Raw genomic sequence first — 15,822 nt, forward strand, 5'->3', positions numbered from 1 at the left:
TGGCTCCTTGTTAGTCATGGGATTATTTTCTAGGTTGCGCTAAATTAAAGATGATAATCATCGTTATAATCGCCAGAATGGTGAATCCAGCCACAATCCCTAGCATTGCAATTACTCCTAATTTAGTCATTAGGACACTAATTAAAGGGTTTACTAAAATGGTTAAAATCGTCGTTAAAAACGCCAAACCTGAAAGAAAGGTGGCTCGTTCACGATCCCTAACCCAATTATTCAAAATGGTCATTACAAGGGGATCTAGAAAATCAACTGTAATATACAAGATTCCTAAACCACCAAAAAACAAGCACGGTAGCGATTGTAATTGTAATAAGAAGCCAACGCCAATCATCACAATAATTAATTCCATAATCCGAGTAATTTTCCAGTTCAATAACCGATAAGATTGCGTCGCAACTAACCCACCTACAAAACTAAACAACATAAAAATCAGTCCATTTGCCGTTGCCGAATAGCCAATTTTAGCAACCGTTTGCGGCATAAAACTAAAAATAGTATTCACGACCGCTGTAATCATTCCGGTCAATAAAAAGGTAGCCAGAATGGTTTTATTAGTAAACATTGAACGAAAAACAAGTAACGGTTGCCAAAAATCAGTTTTATTCTGCTTCCCTATTGCTTTTGGTTCAACGGGCAGACTACTGATTAATAAGATAGTCAATAACAAACATCCAATCTGAGCTATGTAAGGCAAGATAAAATTCACAGTAAACAAAAATCCACCCACAAACGTTGCTATTCCCGTGACGAGTGCCGTTACTAACTGTACTTGCCCCCGAATGCGATCATAAAATTCTAAATCATGATCTGTCCGTAACGCTTCAAAAAAGTAAGCAGTGTCAGAGCCACTCAGAAGTGCATTACCTACTCCCTCAAGAATGGCTGCCAATAAAATAATTAACAGCGGATGAGCCAAAATGACCGCACTAACCATGATTAAGGGAGAAATACTCAGAATCATCAGCCCGCTTACAATAATTTTACGACGAGCGACTAAATCACTGATAATCCCAGCTGGTAATTCCATGATTAGTTGAGCAACCAAGAAAGTCGATTGAAACAACGCAAACTGAAGCAAGGTTAAGTGGAGAATTTGCAGACAAAACAAAATATTAATGATGCGAGTGAAGCGAGCTTTCACTCCCACTGTATAAAGATAATAATTAAACCGCGCTGATAAATTAATTGGACCCCCTCCGCTTCTTAACGAAAATTGCTCTTAGTATATGGATAATGACAACTATTGTCAATTGCAATAAAAAATAAGAGAAACTTGCATTTCGCAAGTTTCTCTTATTTTAGTAAATTAGTGGTAGAGTCATCTAACGTGGGACCAAAAGAAAGTTTTGCCCCAATTTCATACCGTCGGCGTTTGGGAACATTGCTAATTCCCAGGTGTTTAAACGGAAATGTAATTTGCATAATCGCAAATCGACTCGCTGAATCAATTTGAGGAATTAACTTCCGAATAAACATTGGATCAAAATGACCTGTATACATTTGCATTAAAATCCGAATCCAGTTAATCCCAGTTACCTGGTTTAAAAAGATGGTTTCTGTGATTCGAAGCGGGGTAATCCCGGTTGTCACGTAATTCCCCTTTTCATCAATGGTGAATAAGATCTGAATTAAACCAGTTAACGGATGTTGCTTAATCTCAGCCCGAGCCAACTCTTCCACTCGTTCCGAATCCAACTGCTGGTTAGCATAAGGAATGTAATAACTGGTTTGATTTTCTAACTGATTATCGTCATTTTCCATTTGCGAACGAAAGCCTACCGTTGCAATGGGGATTATTCCCTGAGGACTCACCAACACGTTTAACGCAAAATCAGCGTGATCTTGATAGACAGTTCCGGTTTCTTGATCTGGAGGAAGAATTACTAATTTAAAGCTTCCAGCAATCTTTTGCAGTTCCCGAATCAAGAAATGACGATTACCTGGTAAAAACACGTACTGGGGTTGTTCTAATTCAATTACATTTAAAATTTCGCCCAGCTGAACTGGTTCAATGTATTGTTTATCACTAATGGCCGGAATTAAAGAAACCGAATTGGGGTTATTATTTAAAATAATGGTTTTATAACCTAATTTATGCAGTTGAATTAACATTTCCGCCGTATAAGTATCAGCAGCGGTATTCGGACCTAAGTGATTCCGCCCTTTTCCGATGACTAAGGCACTATGATCACTCAACTTTTGGGTATCGTTTTCAAATTCATAACTACCATAGAAGGAATTAATTTTTTCTGGAAATTCCCCCGCCGTGGGATCTATCATCTTATAAGTCTTAGCATGCTTTAGTTTTTTTTGCATGGCCACGATGGTTGCGTTATCAGTCTTCCAAAAATGGCAAAACATTCCATTTCCAAACCCATACCGATTACCAGCTAAAAGTGCTTCTGCTTGTAGAGGATGTTGTTGCACTTGTTCAATCACTGTCAGCAAATTCTTCATAATGACAAAGTAAAATTCGTCAATTTTAGTTAACTCACTTAAGTCACTGGCGGAATACCCCCGCCGCACGGCTTCAAACAAAATTAGAATTTGCTGGTCGGTCGGATGAATCAATTGATTAATTAAATCATCTTCGCTCAAATCAGCATATTCAGGGAGAACATCTTGCGGACTACGTAGTCCAATCATTAATGCTGCTTCAGCACTACGTCCTACTCCGATTGCAGCTCCGGTGGCTTTCGCATGCGTACCCAAATGATTATCCGCCATATCTAAATAATCAAATGACCAAATTGGCATCTTAACCGTAACATGATCACTTAAAGGCTGTAAGATGGTCGTCAACGGATTAAACCGCGGTGGTAATTTTACTTTGGTTAGCGGAATATCTAATAATAATGAAGCTGCCACCTTGGCCAGCGGATAACCAGTGGATTTGGCCGCTAATGACGTTTCTGAATTAAAAACCGGATTTACTTTAATTACATAAACCTCATCAGTCGCACCATTTACGGCAAATTGCAGATGACAAATTCCCTTAATTCCTAAACAGTCTAAAACGTCAAACGTAATTGAACGTAATCGTTTCAATTGATAATCGTTCAAGGTCTGAGCCGGGGCAAAAATAACCGAATCAGTCGCATTAATCTTCACCGGATTCATATCTTCCAGCGAAGAAATCAGCATTTTATTGCCTTCAACGTCTCTGATAGCCACCATTCCAATTTCTTGGTAATTACCAACTTCTCGTTCTAACGAGAGCTTTTGTTCCGGCGACTCCTGAAATAAATCATCAATTTCGTTATTGAGGCTTTCCATGTTTTGAAAAATCCGTCGTTGCCGCTTTTTGTTGGTACTTAACGGTTTAATGGAAACGGGAAATTGAATCCGTTCGATGTTATTCCGTAAATCAGTAAAATTACTAATGATTTGCGACGCCACAATGGGAATGTGATTATCAGCTAATCGATTAGCTAACGCGGTATTTTGTTCAGCAGCTTCGGTTTCCGTTCCAAATAAGTATAAATTATTGGTGTTCAATCCAATTAACTGGACTTGTAATTCTTGTAACACCTGGTTTTTTTCTAACCTTTGCACAACCGTTAGCGCAGCTTTAGTCCCAAAAATGGGGGTAATCCCGTCAATATGGTGTTCCCGTAATAAATCAGCTACGGTTTGGGTTGTAATACTCCTTACAAAGGTATGCTGGGGATCAATTTCCTGTAATAACAGTGAATATGGATTATTGTCAATTACATAAGGTTCAATCCCTAACCGACGCCAAACTGAAATTGCTTGAAAAGCAGCCGCATCTTGTTCACTTTCATGATCAATGTTAGAAGCTCCTCCACCCAGAATCAGAATTTTTTTAATTTGCTTCATGAGTTGATCTCCTGTGTGCAATAATGCTCTCAACAAATTCTTCAAATAAATCGAAGCCGTCAACCATTCCCCCAGAGCCATCGGGAGAGAATTGAACGGAGAAAGTCGGAAAATCTCGACTCCGAATTCCCTGGATAGTTCCATTAATAATATCTTTGTAAGTTACAATTAAACGATTGTGGTCTACAGAATCGTTTACAATCGCATAAGCCTGCGCCTGATTAGGATAAATCAACTCGTTGGTAATAATTTTCCGTACCGGATGATTACTGCCATAGTTACCAATTGGCATTCTGGCTACTCGGGCCCCATTCGCAATTGCAATTAATTCATGACCTAACCCAATTCCAAATAACGGTAAGTGCTCCTGAATTATTTGAATGGTTTCAATGACGCTTGCATCAATTTCATCTGGAGAACCTGGTCCTGATGAGAGCACTACTCCTTCAGGATCCAAGTTCTTAATTTCAGCAAACGTGGTATTCCAAGGCACGACAATCATGTTGCAATTTAACTTCGCTAACTGCCGAATGATGGATTCCCGTAATCCAAAATCGATTACCACAATCGTAACTCCAGTCCCCGGTACCAAATATGGTTTCGGCGTGGCAACGGCTTGAATTTGTTGATTACTTAACACCGCTGCCTGTAATTGATCAAAAGCGTGGTCATCATTAGTACTGACAATGCTGGCCTTTTTTACGTTGTGTTGTCGCACATGTTTCTGCAATTGACGGGTATCAATTTGACTAATCCCTGGAATATGTCGTTCCTTTAAAAAGGAATCCAATGACAGATCCTTTAATTGCGAAAAAGAAATATTTTCGCTTTGATGCACGACAATCCCCTTTGCGGACGTCAAAATGGATTCATAATTTTTGGGGTTAATTCCAACGTTTCCAATGGAGGGCTGCAAAAAAGTAACAATTTGATTATGGTAAGTTGGATCAGTTAAAGCCTCTTGATAATAATTTAAATTAGTATTAATTGCTAGTTCTCCAGTGGTACTGGTTAAATCACCAAATGCTTCTCCTGCAAATGAGGTTCCGTCATCTAGAACTAAATATCGTTTAACCACATAAACTCCTTCCTACCTAAGGTCATTGCTATTTTTGCTTAATTTCGACCCCATCTCGATCATCAATTTCAGATACTAGTACTTTGATCGTTTCATCTTTTGAACTCGGAATGTTTTTACCCACAAAATCTGCTCTAATCGGTAATTCCCGATGACCGCGATCTACCAAAACAGCCAAATTAATCCGTTTAGGTCGACCAATTTCATTGATGGCTCCTAAGGCTGCCCGAACCGTTCGCCCTGTAAATAATACATCATCGACGAGAACCACGTTTTTATCATCAATGGGAACTACGTTTTCTGCTACCGATTGATTACTGGCAGCAGCTGCTTGGTCATCTCGATACTTGGTGATATCCAGTGAAATTACCGGTACATCAGTGTCTTCCAACTTTTTCAGACGATTGGAAATCCGTTCTGCAAGGTAAACTCCGCGCGTCTTAATTCCAATTAAAACGAGGTTTTGGACCCCTTTATTCTTTTCGATGATTTCATAGGTAATGCGAGTCAATGCCCGTTGCATTGACATGCTATCTAAAACAACTTTTTCACCATTCATGCTTGGCTTCCTCCTCTAAATTTGTAACACCGTATTGTTTGGCTAACTTAGCTAATGTTTGCTGAAAAATGGGTGGCAAGGGACTGTGAAAATCTAACGCTTTCCCCGTCGTAGGATGCGTAAACCCTAATTCGGAAGCATGCAAAAATTGACCATTCCCCTTAATCGTTTTCCGGGGTCCATAGAGAGGATCTCCGACTAGCGGATGATTAATGTATTGCATGTGCACCCGAATCTGATGCGTCCGGCCGGTTTCTAACTGGCATTCCACTAACGTATAATCTGAACCAAACCGTTGTAGTACCCGAAAATGAGTAACCGCATGGCGCCCATCTGGAACCACCGCTTGTTTCTTACGATCCTTAGACGAACGACCTAACGAGGCATCGATAGTTCCCTGGTCTTCACGAATGTTGCCATGAACAAGTGCCAAATATTTGCGCCGACTAGTCTTTTCTTGGAGTTGCTTCGTTAACGATTGGTGGGCCACGTCGGTCTTAGCCACCATTAGTAAGCCTGAGGTGTCCTTATCAATCCGATGCACAATTCCCGGACGAACCGTCCCGTTAATGCTAGATAACTTGGTATGTGCAAGTAAAGCGTTAACCAACGTATGATTGGGGTGTCCCGGAGCGGGATGAACTACCATGCCTTGCGGTTTGTTAACGACAATCACCTGATCATCTTCATAAACCACGTCCAACGGAATTGCTTCGGGAGTGACATCTAATTGCTCGGGAGTTGGAATCTTAATCGTAATCTGATCATGCAATTGAGCTTGATACTTGGGTTTTTGGACCCGCTGATTAACTAAAACGGCTCCATCTTTGATTAGTTTACTAACTCGCGAACGAGTTAAATCCGGAAATTGATTAGCAATTAATTTATCTAACCGCGTATCTGGTTGGTCAACCGTAAATTGGCGTTCTTCCATTAGTCTAGTCCTCCTGTAAAACGAGTCGAATTAGGATTAATCCCACGCCGAGCGTAAGGTAACAATCTGCTAGGTTAAAAATCGGAAATTGGATAAAATCGAACTGAATCATATCAGTAACCGCACCAAAGAAAATTCGATCCAATAAATTACCAATGGTTCCCGCTAACATTAATCCTAAAGCAATTACAATCCAGTGCTGTCGTTGGTTTTTAGCCATTAACCAGATAAAAAGGAGGCTAGCGATTCCTGCAATTACGATAAAAATCCACGAATTACCCGCTAAAAAACTCCAAGCAGCACCTGAGTTGGTAATGTTTGTAATTGATAATACGTGGGGAATCAAATTGATGCTCTCACCTGGTTTAACTTGGGTTCGCACTATTTGTTTAACCCATTGATCAATAATAATTAAAAGTAATGTTCCCGTAAACGTAAGAATGAGGAATAACTGAGGGAACCGTGACTTACTTGTCTTACTCATGCTGGCGATCCTTGGTTAATAGTTCTTCTAGTTCAATTACAGAGTTCGCTGGTAATAAAAACTTATACCGACGGCCCCCGGCGTTAAATGCAATGCTATTTCGCTGAGCTTGCACTCGTGAAATGGACTGCAGACTAATCTTTTTCCCAAATGGATTTAAGACCTGTCTAATCTCAATCGTATCAGACCAGACTAACATCTTGCGGAAATAAATCTGGATCCAGGTCAAAGCCACAAACGCTAGAAAAAACATAAAAGTGATATTTTGAAATTGGGTGATTTCAAGCCAAATAATGACTCCGACCAATAAAACAATAAGCGTCCAACTCCAACAAATAATGCTAGTGGTGGGTTGCGGTTGATATAAAAATTTTCTTTTCTGCGTTATCATAAAAAATACCCCTTACAAGATGGAGATTACCATGTACATTAAAGTTTATTCTGATGCGGCGGAGCAGCCGCAGACCCAGCAATGTAGCGCTGGGGTTTTAATTATTGTTAATCACAAACAGTATCCAGTAAAACGGTTGCTCAATGCAACCAATAACCATGAAGCTGAGTTTCAAGCCTGTGAATTGGCATTGAAAACCTTACAACAACAGTTAACGAAGGCAGAGCAACACACTGCCATCGTTAACTATTATACTGATAGTAAAATCGTTGCTGATAGTATTCAAAAAAACTATGCCAAGCACTACCAAGAATACGTTGATTGCATTCAGCAATTGCAACAATCATTTTCTATTTTCTTTGTGAATTGGATTCCAGATCGAGATAACCAAGGAGCCCATCAATTAGCACTACAAGCCCTTCATCGCTCCGAGCGTAAATAGTTCGTAACTGGTTTAGAGTAAGTGGTTAAATCTACTGTTTGATCTAATGCTAATTGCGCTAAGAGCTTCCCGACTAATGGTCCGGTGGTTAATCCAGATGATCCTAGCCCGGTTCCCACTAAAAGATCAGCATGTTCTGGCACTGATCCGATAAATGGGCCGTAATCAGAGGTATAGGCCCTGGTTCCAACCCTCTTTAGAATAACATTTTCTGAGCTAATTCCTGCAATTAAGTGTTTAGCGGTTTGTAACAGGTCTGTCGTTGCTGCTGGAGTTTCAGTAAGATCAAAACCCTGATCATCTTCATGAGTTGCTCCGATAATCAATCGATCTGAAGCAACCGGAATAAAATCGTACTCTGACTCCGGCATCAGTACCGGTCGATTCGGTAAGGTAGCATGGGGTAATTGGAGCTCAATTAACTGGCCCTTTTGCGGACGAATATCAGCTTTAACGTTGATTGATTGCAACAACTGCTTCGTCCATGCTCCCGTAGCCACAATAATCTTATCAAACCGTTGAACTCCTCCGGTAGTGATTAATTGATGCTCATCAGCCAACGTTACTTGTTCTGAGACAACGTGAACCATTGCTTGTGCACATTGGGCTAACAGATGTTGACAGAAACGATTCCCATCAATCCAACTCCCCCCGCTTATGAATAAGCCCGGTTGTTGCATGTTAGTTAACATGGGTAACAGTTGCTTAATTTCACTAGGATTTAAGGACCGAATCTCCCCCATCAAGGGGGCTAATTGTTTTCGTTCCCGCGCCAATTGTTCTAAGTCAAAAACTTGTGCGGCATCTTTGCGCGTAATGATAGTTCCGTTATTAGCATAGGTCTGCGTATCCATCTTAGTCGCCGTTGCCAATTGCTTCACTACGACTGCTCCGTCTCTAGCTAAATGATACCAATGCTGATTGCGACGCTTTGATAACCAAGGAGAAATAATTCCCGCAGCTGCTTTCGTTGCTTGTCCGGTTCCATTGTCAAACAGTGTCACTTGCACCTGATCAGCGGGTGCCAGCTGGTTTAAAAAGTAAGCAGCACTAGTCCCTACGATTCCACCACCAATAATTGCTACTCGTTTCGTAAGTCATTCCTCCTAGGCTTTGGTTCCCCAATACTGGAAATAATCAGTTCGAATCTGACCGTTATAAAGCTTCCGGCGCTTCGTTGCCTTTTGTCCATATGCTTTTTCAAAATTTAAATCACTGGTTAAATAGTATTTCGACCACGTTGTTAACGGCCGAAAAACTTGTCCTAAATCACGATACAAATTCGTAGCGGCTTCCTGATCGCCCAATCGTTGTCCATAAGGCGGGTTAGTGACTACTACCCCATCGGTAGAAGTTGTCTTAAAATCTTGAACGGCTAATTGTTTGAATTGAATATCATGCAAAAGTCCCATCGCTTGTGCATTGACTTTAGCATGATTAATCATTTCTCCGTTCACATCAGAAGCCTGAATGTGCAGTTCTCCTTCATCTTTAATAACGCTCACGGCCTCATCCCGAATATTTTGAACTAGGTCGGAACTAATCCAATCCCATTCTTCAAACGCAAAGGACCGTTTAATTCCCGGAGCAACGTTTCTAGCAATCATCGCCGCTTCAATCGGAATGGTTCCAGATCCGCACATTGGATCTAAGAATGGCATCGTTTCTGGATGCCAATTGGTTAATAGGATCAAGGCTGCGGCCATATTTTCTTTTAAAGGAGCTTCTCCTTTGGCAATTCGATAACCTCGCTTAAACAAACTAGGACCGGTCGTATCTAACAGCTCCAGCACGTGGTTCTTATTAATGCGAACTTCTAGGGGATATAATCCCCCGGTTTCTGGTAACCGGGTTCTCCGGTGGTAAAAACTAGCTAGTTTAGTGGCAATCGCCTTTTTGGTAATCGCTTGTACGTCAGGGACACTATGTAATAACGACTTTTTCGAGCGACCAGCAACCGGAAATTCTCCGTCCATCGGAATTAGGCTTTCCCATGGTAGAGCCTTGGTGCCTTCAAACAATTCATCAAAGGTCTGAGCTTCAAATTCCCCGACAATTATTTTGATCCGATCGGCCGTTCGCAACCACAAATTGGTTTTGATAATATCAGTCACCGTTCCAGAAAACAAAACCATTCCATTCAAAACGTTGACCTGGTATCCCATTTGTTTTAATTCATTGGCGGTCACTGCTTCAATTCCCGCAGCACAAGTAGCCATTAAGTTAAATTTTTGCATGTTATGCCCTTTCTCACGATATAAAAAAAGAGTGGGAAAAAACCCACTCTTCCTGATTGGTGCAGGCTCCTGTAAGCCATGTTTTGTGCTTAATTGAAAGATCAGGACTAACAATCAAGTAGTAATCATCTATCTCAAGAATCATAATGATTCTTGCCCTACACTTGGTTCAATTTCCGTGTGTAAAGCTCCCCTACCAAAGTTTGGGTTTCCCGCTCGCGGGGTTTACTGCGTTCCAGTAATTCAATTTCTTGAATTAATCGTCTCTATAGCACCTTAGGAAGTACTGAGGCCTAGAAAATCCGTAGCCATTTCCTTCGCCGTAATTGTGTAACACAATCCCTCGGCTTATTTTTTCACCGGGCACGAACACTACAAGCATCTCAGCTTGTGCGAGAGTGGACTTTCCTCAGCCAGCAATTGCTGACCGCGATTACTCAGAACCTGCACCAATAATAACTAATTTTGTGGTCCATCACCAAAAACACGTTGCTCCAGATTGGATAATCGTTTCAAAATATCCATCGTGGTGGCATCAGAAGGTTTAGACTCATTAACAGGTTGTTGCGGTTGCACAACTGGTTCCGGCTGTGGTTGTTGCACTGTCGCATTCAGCTTAGTTTTCAATTGGTTATTTTCAGCCACTAATTGAGCAATTTGCTGATCCTTATCGTTGAGTTCCGTTTGGAAGGTTTCATAATCCTTAATAATTTCATCCAGAAAAGAATCAACATCAGTTTGATCATAACCGCGCATCTTTTGACGGAATTCTTTTTGGAGAATATCTTTCGGCGTAAAGTTAACGTTATCCATAATCTGCACCTCTTATCGTTTGGTAACTATCAAAGTATAACATAGTCACTCGAAAAATTCAGAATTAATTTCTGTCTCATATTGATCAGCTTCCTCCTGTAAATCATCAAAATCGATAAATTGGCAGGTATACGGATGCTGTTGTTGAAATGCTTCAATCGCATGCACATCATACTGTGCCTTTCCTTCATTTTCTGAATCATATAATAACAGAGCCCCATCAGTATGCGTTAGCATAAACTGCTGATAATTTTTTAGCTGTTGTGGTGAATGGTAAGGAACTTGACTAACAGTGGCAGAAAAATCAGCTAGTGCAAGCGTTTGCTGTAATCGCAATTGATTCGTTTCATTCCATTGCTTACCAAATTCTGCAAAGGGTAACATCACCGCGATTTGAAAATGATTTGGAAACTGTTTCTTTAAATCAGCCGCCAGTTCTACGGTCCACTGTTCCGTTCCTAGTTGTGCGCCGGTAATAATCCAATCACAACCATTATCAATTAACCCAATAAGCTGATTGCGCAAAGAACGTTTGATGATTTGAATTTTCGGGCTTTTTTCATCGAACGCCCCCAATTCATAGCTCCGATATCCAGTTATCCATTGTCTACTCATAAAGTCACCTGACTTGAATTAGTATAATTTTATTCCCCGGGTGGAATTGCTATAATAGAAATATCATTTGTTGTAATATACCACGCTTCAAATTAATTACTCAATTAGTAAGGAGGTTAATTTGACAATCAACTATCCTAACGGTCAACCATTTCGTACTGCTCATAATGGTAAGAAGCCGTCTTCATTGCCTACCACCAACTATGCCGATCGGGGGATGTCTTTAGAAGCAGAAATTAATCAAAGTAATCAATTTTACCGCGAACATCAAATTGCGGTCGTCCACAAAAAGCCCACCCCCATCCAAATTGTAAACGTTGACTATCCGAAGCGAAGTGCAGCTGTGATTAAGGAAGCCTACTTTAAACAAGCTTCGACAACTGATTACAATGGTATTTTTGCCGGTTATTATTTAGACTTTGATGCAAAAGAAACCACCAATCTTCATTCTTTTCCCCTAGCTAACTTTCATGAACACCAAATCGAACATATGCAAAGTTGTTACCAAATGGGGGGGATTTGTTTCGCTTTAATTCGCTTTGTAAAGCGAAATGAAATATACTTGCTAAACGGACCGGATTTGTTTCATTTCTGGGAACGTCAATTTCATGGGGGTCGCAAGTCAATTACCCAAGTTGAGATAGCCAACCATGGTTATCTAATTCAACCACAGCTTAATCCTTTGATTCCCTATCTGGATGCCGTCCAAATCATTATTGATAAAAGTAAAGGAGACCTAGAATGAGTTCCGATGAAGTTTATAGCCGTTTAAAGAAAAGTCGCAAAAAGAAGCACGGCCCCATTTTTCAAATTACGATGTGGGTGCTTTTTTTCCTAGTTGTGCTTTTTTTCATTGGATGTGGAGTATTTGCCTACTACGCTTCCACGGCCCCAAACATATCCTACAAAACCCTTTCCAGTGATAATTCCACTACCATCTATGATCGTAATGGAAAAGTCATTTCGAGGTTAGGGATGCAAAATCGGGATTACGTAAAACAAGAGGATATCCCCGATAATCTAAAAAATGCCATTATCTCAGTTGAAGACCGGCATTTCTACACCGACAAAGGAGTGGATCCAGTTCGAATCGCTGGAGCTGCTGTTAATAACGTTTTTGGTGGCGGAGGGCTTCAAGGTGGAAGTACCTTGACTCAACAACTAGTAAAGCTTTCGGTTTTCTCTACCAAAGCTTCGGACCAAACCTTGAAACGAAAAGCACAAGAAGCTTGGCTCGCCACTAAGGTTAATCGCGAATACAGTAAGCAACAGATTTTAGAGTTTTACATTAATAAGGTTTATATGGGTAATAACGCATACGGGATGCAAACCGCTTCAGAAGTTATGTACCACAAACCACTTAGTAAGCTTGATTTGTCCCAAATCGCTTTATTAGCTGGACTTCCTCAGGCTCCGGTTGCATATAACCCCGTTCACAACCCGAAATACGCTACGGCCAGAAGAAACCAAGTGTTAGAGGCCATGGTGAAAAATAAATCAATTTCCCGCGCTCAAGCCGATCAAGCTGAAAAAGAAGACGTTCAAACGGGAATCGACAAGAAAAACGTAGATAAAACGCCAACCCAAAAGGACGAAAAATATGCTGACGCTTACATCGGTCAGGTACTGCAAGAAATGAACCAAAAGGGTTATAAATTAAACGCCGGTAACAAAGTCTACACGAACATTGATATGGACGTGCAAAAGAAAATGTACAACCTGGCTAACGACGAAAATTCTGATTTGAACTTCCCGAATAATGATTTCCAAATTGGAGCAACCATGACTAACCCTAACAACGGAAAAGTAGTGGCCATGCTCGGGAGTCGGAAGCAAAACGTCCAATTCGGTTTAAACCGGGCCGTGCAAACTGATCATTCCAGCGGTTCCACAATGAAACCCCTCATGGATTACGGACCCGCCATTGAATATCTCAACTACCCTACTTACCAACCATTAAAAGATACGCCATATACCTACCCAGGCACCGACCGCAAATTACATGATTTCGATAATCGGTACGAAGGAACGATTACCATGCAAAAGGCGCTCGTGGAATCACGAAACATTCCCGCCATTCGAACGTTAGAGGCCGTTGGAGTTCCCCGAGCGACTGAGTTCCTAAAGGGCTTGGGAATGACCTTTAAAGACCCACTTAACCTCCAAAACGGGATTGGGGCTTACATTTCAACTGAACAAGAAGCAGCTGCATACGGAGCCTTTGCTAACGGTGGAACTTACTACAAACCCTATACCATTTCTAAAGTAGAAACCCCAACGGGTGAAACTAATCATTACGAGTCCAAAGGAAAAGAAGCAATGTCTGATTCCACGGCCTTCATGATGACAGAAATGCTCAAAGGCGTTATGACTGATCCGAACGGTTCGGGAACCGCGGCTAACATTCCAGGTTTAAACCAAGCCGGAAAAACAGGAACAACGCAATTCCCAGATGACTGGCTTAGTTCAGTTCCCGATGGTTCCAGCATGGATTCTTGGTTTACTGGTTATACCAAGAATCTCTCCCTCTCCGTTTGGACTGGGTATGATCACCCACTAGAACCAGGACACTATATTTCTCAATCACAAGCAAAAATTTCCCAACTTTTCTATAAAGAAGTAATGGAAGATGCTTCGCAAGATCTTCCAAACGACAACTGGACCAAGCCAGCTGATGTAATTAAAACGAGAATGGATAACCAGACGCAATACTACATCGCTGGTCACGGTGGAGAAGCCAAGGAAAACGTGATTAAAAACAGTACCCAGTCTGGTCAAACTGCTGATAATAAGGCGGTTGCAAATTTGAATAACAGCCAAACAAACAAGCAGGATGAGCAAACAACCGATAAAAACACGAATAATGGAACGACTGCTAACAACGAGCAAAAGCCAACGGCTGATACTAAAACCAACGGCACGCAGGCTACTACTTCCACCCAGACTGGAAATACTGATAATAAGCAAGCTAACACCACGGCAACTACTAACGAGCAGAAGCCAACCACTAATTCTCAAACAACCACGGGACAAACTAATCAAACGACTACTAATCCCGCTACTAATAATAACCAGCCAACTAACAATAACTAGAACGGCAGATTTATTTACAACTTAAAAAAGAGGCTCACATGAAAATGTGAGCCTCCTTTTTACTTCCCTGATTATGCCTGACCTTGATCTTTTTTAATCTTGAAAAGCGGTACTTTTGGTAACGGCTGTCGGGATCCCTTACTAGTTTGTTGTTGTCGTTGCTCCCGCTGAACTTCAACTTGAGCGGCTGACTGGACGTTGTGCTTTTTCCAATTTAAGAGAATTCGATCCATGTACTTTAAGTTATAAACTTGATTTAAGACGGCTTCTCGTAACGCTAACTGCACTAATTCGGCTGAATAATGATCCTTTTCAAACCAATCTTTAATCATCTCTAATTCAATTGGAGACAGCATCCGTCCAAACTCGTGATTAATCATCTTAAATGTTTGTTCCCGGTCGCTAATGCTCTCGGTTTTCTGATTCGATATTGAGGTTTTGTCGGTCATATTCGCTGATTGCGTTTTTTCTTGTCCTAACAATTCGTTTAACTTGGCTACTAACGGCGCAAAGCTGTATTCATCTTTGCCATCCGTACTGGTCGTAATTACGATCAGCTTTTTACTAACTAATTGATGTAATATTTCATAAACGTTATCTTCTGAAAAACCAGTGACTTTAGCAAGCTTGGGTGCCGCTGGAAAACGTTCTCCCTGACTGCGAAAATACTGGAGTTCCAATAAGATGGTTAATTCAGCAGCATTAATTTTCAATGTTGCTAAATTAGTTAATAAAAAACCGGATACATTAATTGATCCGGAATTTAAATATTCTGCTAATGGATTACTCATCCTAAGCTCCTTTTACAAATCAATTTTCTTAATGAGTTTTCCCGATTTGAAGTTAATCAATACGTAGTGCAGTTGATCACCATTTTGAATGGTAACCGCCCACGTTGGCTTCTTTTTATTGATTAATAATCCGGCGTTGGTTACCTTCCCCTTGACGTGTTGTTGGGCAATGGCACTCGCTTTTTCTGCGGTAATTCCATCATTTTGCTTCATCACTTGAATGTGTTTCCAATCGCCACTAACCACGGCATAAACGGGTTGATTAGAACTGTTTTTCCCAACCACGGTGTAATATGGTTGTTTTCCAACATTTGCTTTATACGTCCGTTGCACGTTATGAATTTGGGCATGCTGTTCTACTAACTGCGTAGCTGTCTTTAAGGTATGTTTTTGCGGTAACTTGGAAATGAAGACAATCACCATGAGGGCGATAAACAAGACCAATAATATCCCTGCAATCCAGCTTAACCAGCGTCGAATCAGGATTCTTCGTTTTCTTTCTTCTCGCATTTTAGATTCCTTCCGTA

The 15,822-nt window shown here is 40.9% G+C and carries 16 protein-coding genes and 1 other RNA gene; 3 read left to right on the forward strand and 14 right to left on the reverse strand.

Annotation, left to right across the window (positions count from 1 at the left end):
• Positions 1 to 22: 22 nt before the first annotated feature.
• The 7 genes from M3M37_RS02470 to M3M37_RS02500 form a co-directional block, all read right to left on the reverse strand.
• Complete coding sequence (locus M3M37_RS02470; protein ID WP_252795579.1) at positions 23 to 1,159, reverse strand: MFS transporter; 1,137 nt, start codon at positions 1,157 to 1,159, stop codon at positions 23 to 25.
• A gap of 152 nt (positions 1,160 to 1,311) precedes the next feature.
• Positions 1,312 to 3,858, reverse strand: coding sequence for a carbamoyl phosphate synthase preATP-grasp domain-containing protein (locus tag M3M37_RS02475; RefSeq protein ID WP_252795580.1), 2,547 nt, complete (start codon positions 3,856 to 3,858; stop codon positions 1,312 to 1,314).
• On the reverse strand, positions 3,845 to 4,936 hold the full coding sequence (locus M3M37_RS02480) for a carbamoyl phosphate synthase small subunit (protein ID WP_252795581.1): 1,092 nt from the start codon (positions 4,934 to 4,936) through the stop codon (positions 3,845 to 3,847). Before M3M37_RS02480 ends, M3M37_RS02475 begins: the two co-directional genes overlap by 14 nt.
• 28 nt (positions 4,937 to 4,964) lie before the next feature.
• Positions 4,965 to 5,495: a bifunctional pyr operon transcriptional regulator/uracil phosphoribosyltransferase PyrR gene (gene pyrR, locus M3M37_RS02485; RefSeq protein WP_252795582.1), complete on the reverse strand. Its 531-nt coding sequence runs from the start codon at positions 5,493 to 5,495 to the stop codon at positions 4,965 to 4,967.
• A complete protein-coding gene (locus tag M3M37_RS02490; protein WP_252795583.1) occupies positions 5,485 to 6,429 on the reverse strand; it encodes an RluA family pseudouridine synthase in 945 nt (314 codons plus the stop codon). Before M3M37_RS02490 ends, pyrR begins: the two co-directional genes overlap by 11 nt.
• Positions 6,430 to 6,433: 4 nt before the next feature.
• Positions 6,434 to 6,913 (reverse strand): signal peptidase II, encoded by a 480-nt coding sequence (gene lspA, locus M3M37_RS02495; protein WP_252795584.1) that lies wholly within the window; start codon positions 6,911 to 6,913, stop codon positions 6,434 to 6,436.
• Positions 6,906 to 7,304 carry an EbsA family protein gene (locus tag M3M37_RS02500; RefSeq protein WP_252795585.1) on the reverse strand — a complete coding sequence of 133 codons (399 nt, stop codon included), beginning with the start codon at positions 7,302 to 7,304 and terminating at the stop codon, positions 6,906 to 6,908. Before M3M37_RS02500 ends, lspA begins: the two co-directional genes overlap by 8 nt.
• A 31-nt stretch (positions 7,305 to 7,335) precedes the next feature.
• Between M3M37_RS02500 and M3M37_RS02505 the strand changes: the two genes are divergently transcribed.
• Positions 7,336 to 7,746, forward strand: coding sequence for a ribonuclease HI family protein (locus M3M37_RS02505; RefSeq protein ID WP_252795586.1), 411 nt, complete (start codon positions 7,336 to 7,338; stop codon positions 7,744 to 7,746).
• Here the strand turns inward: M3M37_RS02505 and M3M37_RS02510 are convergent.
• The 5 genes from M3M37_RS02510 to M3M37_RS02530 all read right to left on the reverse strand — a co-directional run bounded on the left by M3M37_RS02510 (position 7,725) and on the right by M3M37_RS02530 (position 11,411).
• On the reverse strand, positions 7,725 to 8,825 hold the full coding sequence (locus M3M37_RS02510; RefSeq protein WP_252795903.1) for an NAD(P)/FAD-dependent oxidoreductase: 1,101 nt from the start codon (positions 8,823 to 8,825) through the stop codon (positions 7,725 to 7,727). The genes M3M37_RS02505 and M3M37_RS02510 overlap by 22 nt on opposite strands.
• Positions 8,826 to 8,852: 27 nt before the next feature.
• Positions 8,853 to 9,983 (reverse strand): THUMP domain-containing class I SAM-dependent RNA methyltransferase, encoded by a 1,131-nt coding sequence (locus tag M3M37_RS02515; protein ID WP_252795587.1) that lies wholly within the window; start codon positions 9,981 to 9,983, stop codon positions 8,853 to 8,855.
• Positions 9,984 to 10,050: 67 nt separating this feature from the next.
• An RNA gene (rnpB, locus tag M3M37_RS02520) (RNase P RNA component class B) lies at positions 10,051 to 10,428 on the reverse strand.
• A gap of 14 nt (positions 10,429 to 10,442) precedes the next feature.
• Complete coding sequence (gpsB, locus tag M3M37_RS02525) at positions 10,443 to 10,796, reverse strand: cell division regulator GpsB (protein ID WP_252795588.1); 354 nt, start codon at positions 10,794 to 10,796, stop codon at positions 10,443 to 10,445.
• A gap of 45 nt (positions 10,797 to 10,841) precedes the next feature.
• The gene (locus M3M37_RS02530) at positions 10,842 to 11,411 is read right to left on the reverse strand and encodes an SLOG family protein (RefSeq protein ID WP_252795589.1); all 570 of its coding nucleotides are present in this window, start codon (positions 11,409 to 11,411) and stop codon (positions 10,842 to 10,844) included.
• A gap of 121 nt (positions 11,412 to 11,532) precedes the next feature.
• On the opposite strand from M3M37_RS02530, the gene recU reads away from it, so the two are divergent.
• Together recU and M3M37_RS02540 are read left to right on the forward strand one after the other, a co-directional pair.
• Complete coding sequence (recU, locus tag M3M37_RS02535; RefSeq protein ID WP_252795590.1) at positions 11,533 to 12,156, forward strand: Holliday junction resolvase RecU; 624 nt, start codon at positions 11,533 to 11,535, stop codon at positions 12,154 to 12,156.
• A complete protein-coding gene (locus M3M37_RS02540) occupies positions 12,153 to 14,504 on the forward strand; it encodes a PBP1A family penicillin-binding protein (RefSeq protein WP_252795591.1) in 2,352 nt (783 codons plus the stop codon). The genes recU and M3M37_RS02540 overlap by 4 nt, the downstream gene beginning before the upstream one ends.
• A 71-nt stretch (positions 14,505 to 14,575) precedes the next feature.
• Here the strand turns inward: M3M37_RS02540 and M3M37_RS02545 are convergent, their stop codons facing one another.
• Positions 14,576 to 15,295: a DnaD domain-containing protein gene (locus tag M3M37_RS02545; RefSeq protein ID WP_252795592.1), complete on the reverse strand. Its 720-nt coding sequence runs from the start codon at positions 15,293 to 15,295 to the stop codon at positions 14,576 to 14,578.
• Between the two features lie 12 nt (positions 15,296 to 15,307).
• Complete coding sequence (locus tag M3M37_RS02550; RefSeq protein ID WP_252795593.1) at positions 15,308 to 15,805, reverse strand: PepSY domain-containing protein; 498 nt, start codon at positions 15,803 to 15,805, stop codon at positions 15,308 to 15,310.
• Positions 15,806 to 15,822 lie beyond the last annotated feature (17 nt).

The sequence above is a fragment of the Fructilactobacillus carniphilus genome (assembly GCF_024029675.1).
Taxonomy (GTDB): domain Bacteria; phylum Bacillota; class Bacilli; order Lactobacillales; family Lactobacillaceae; genus Fructilactobacillus; species Fructilactobacillus carniphilus.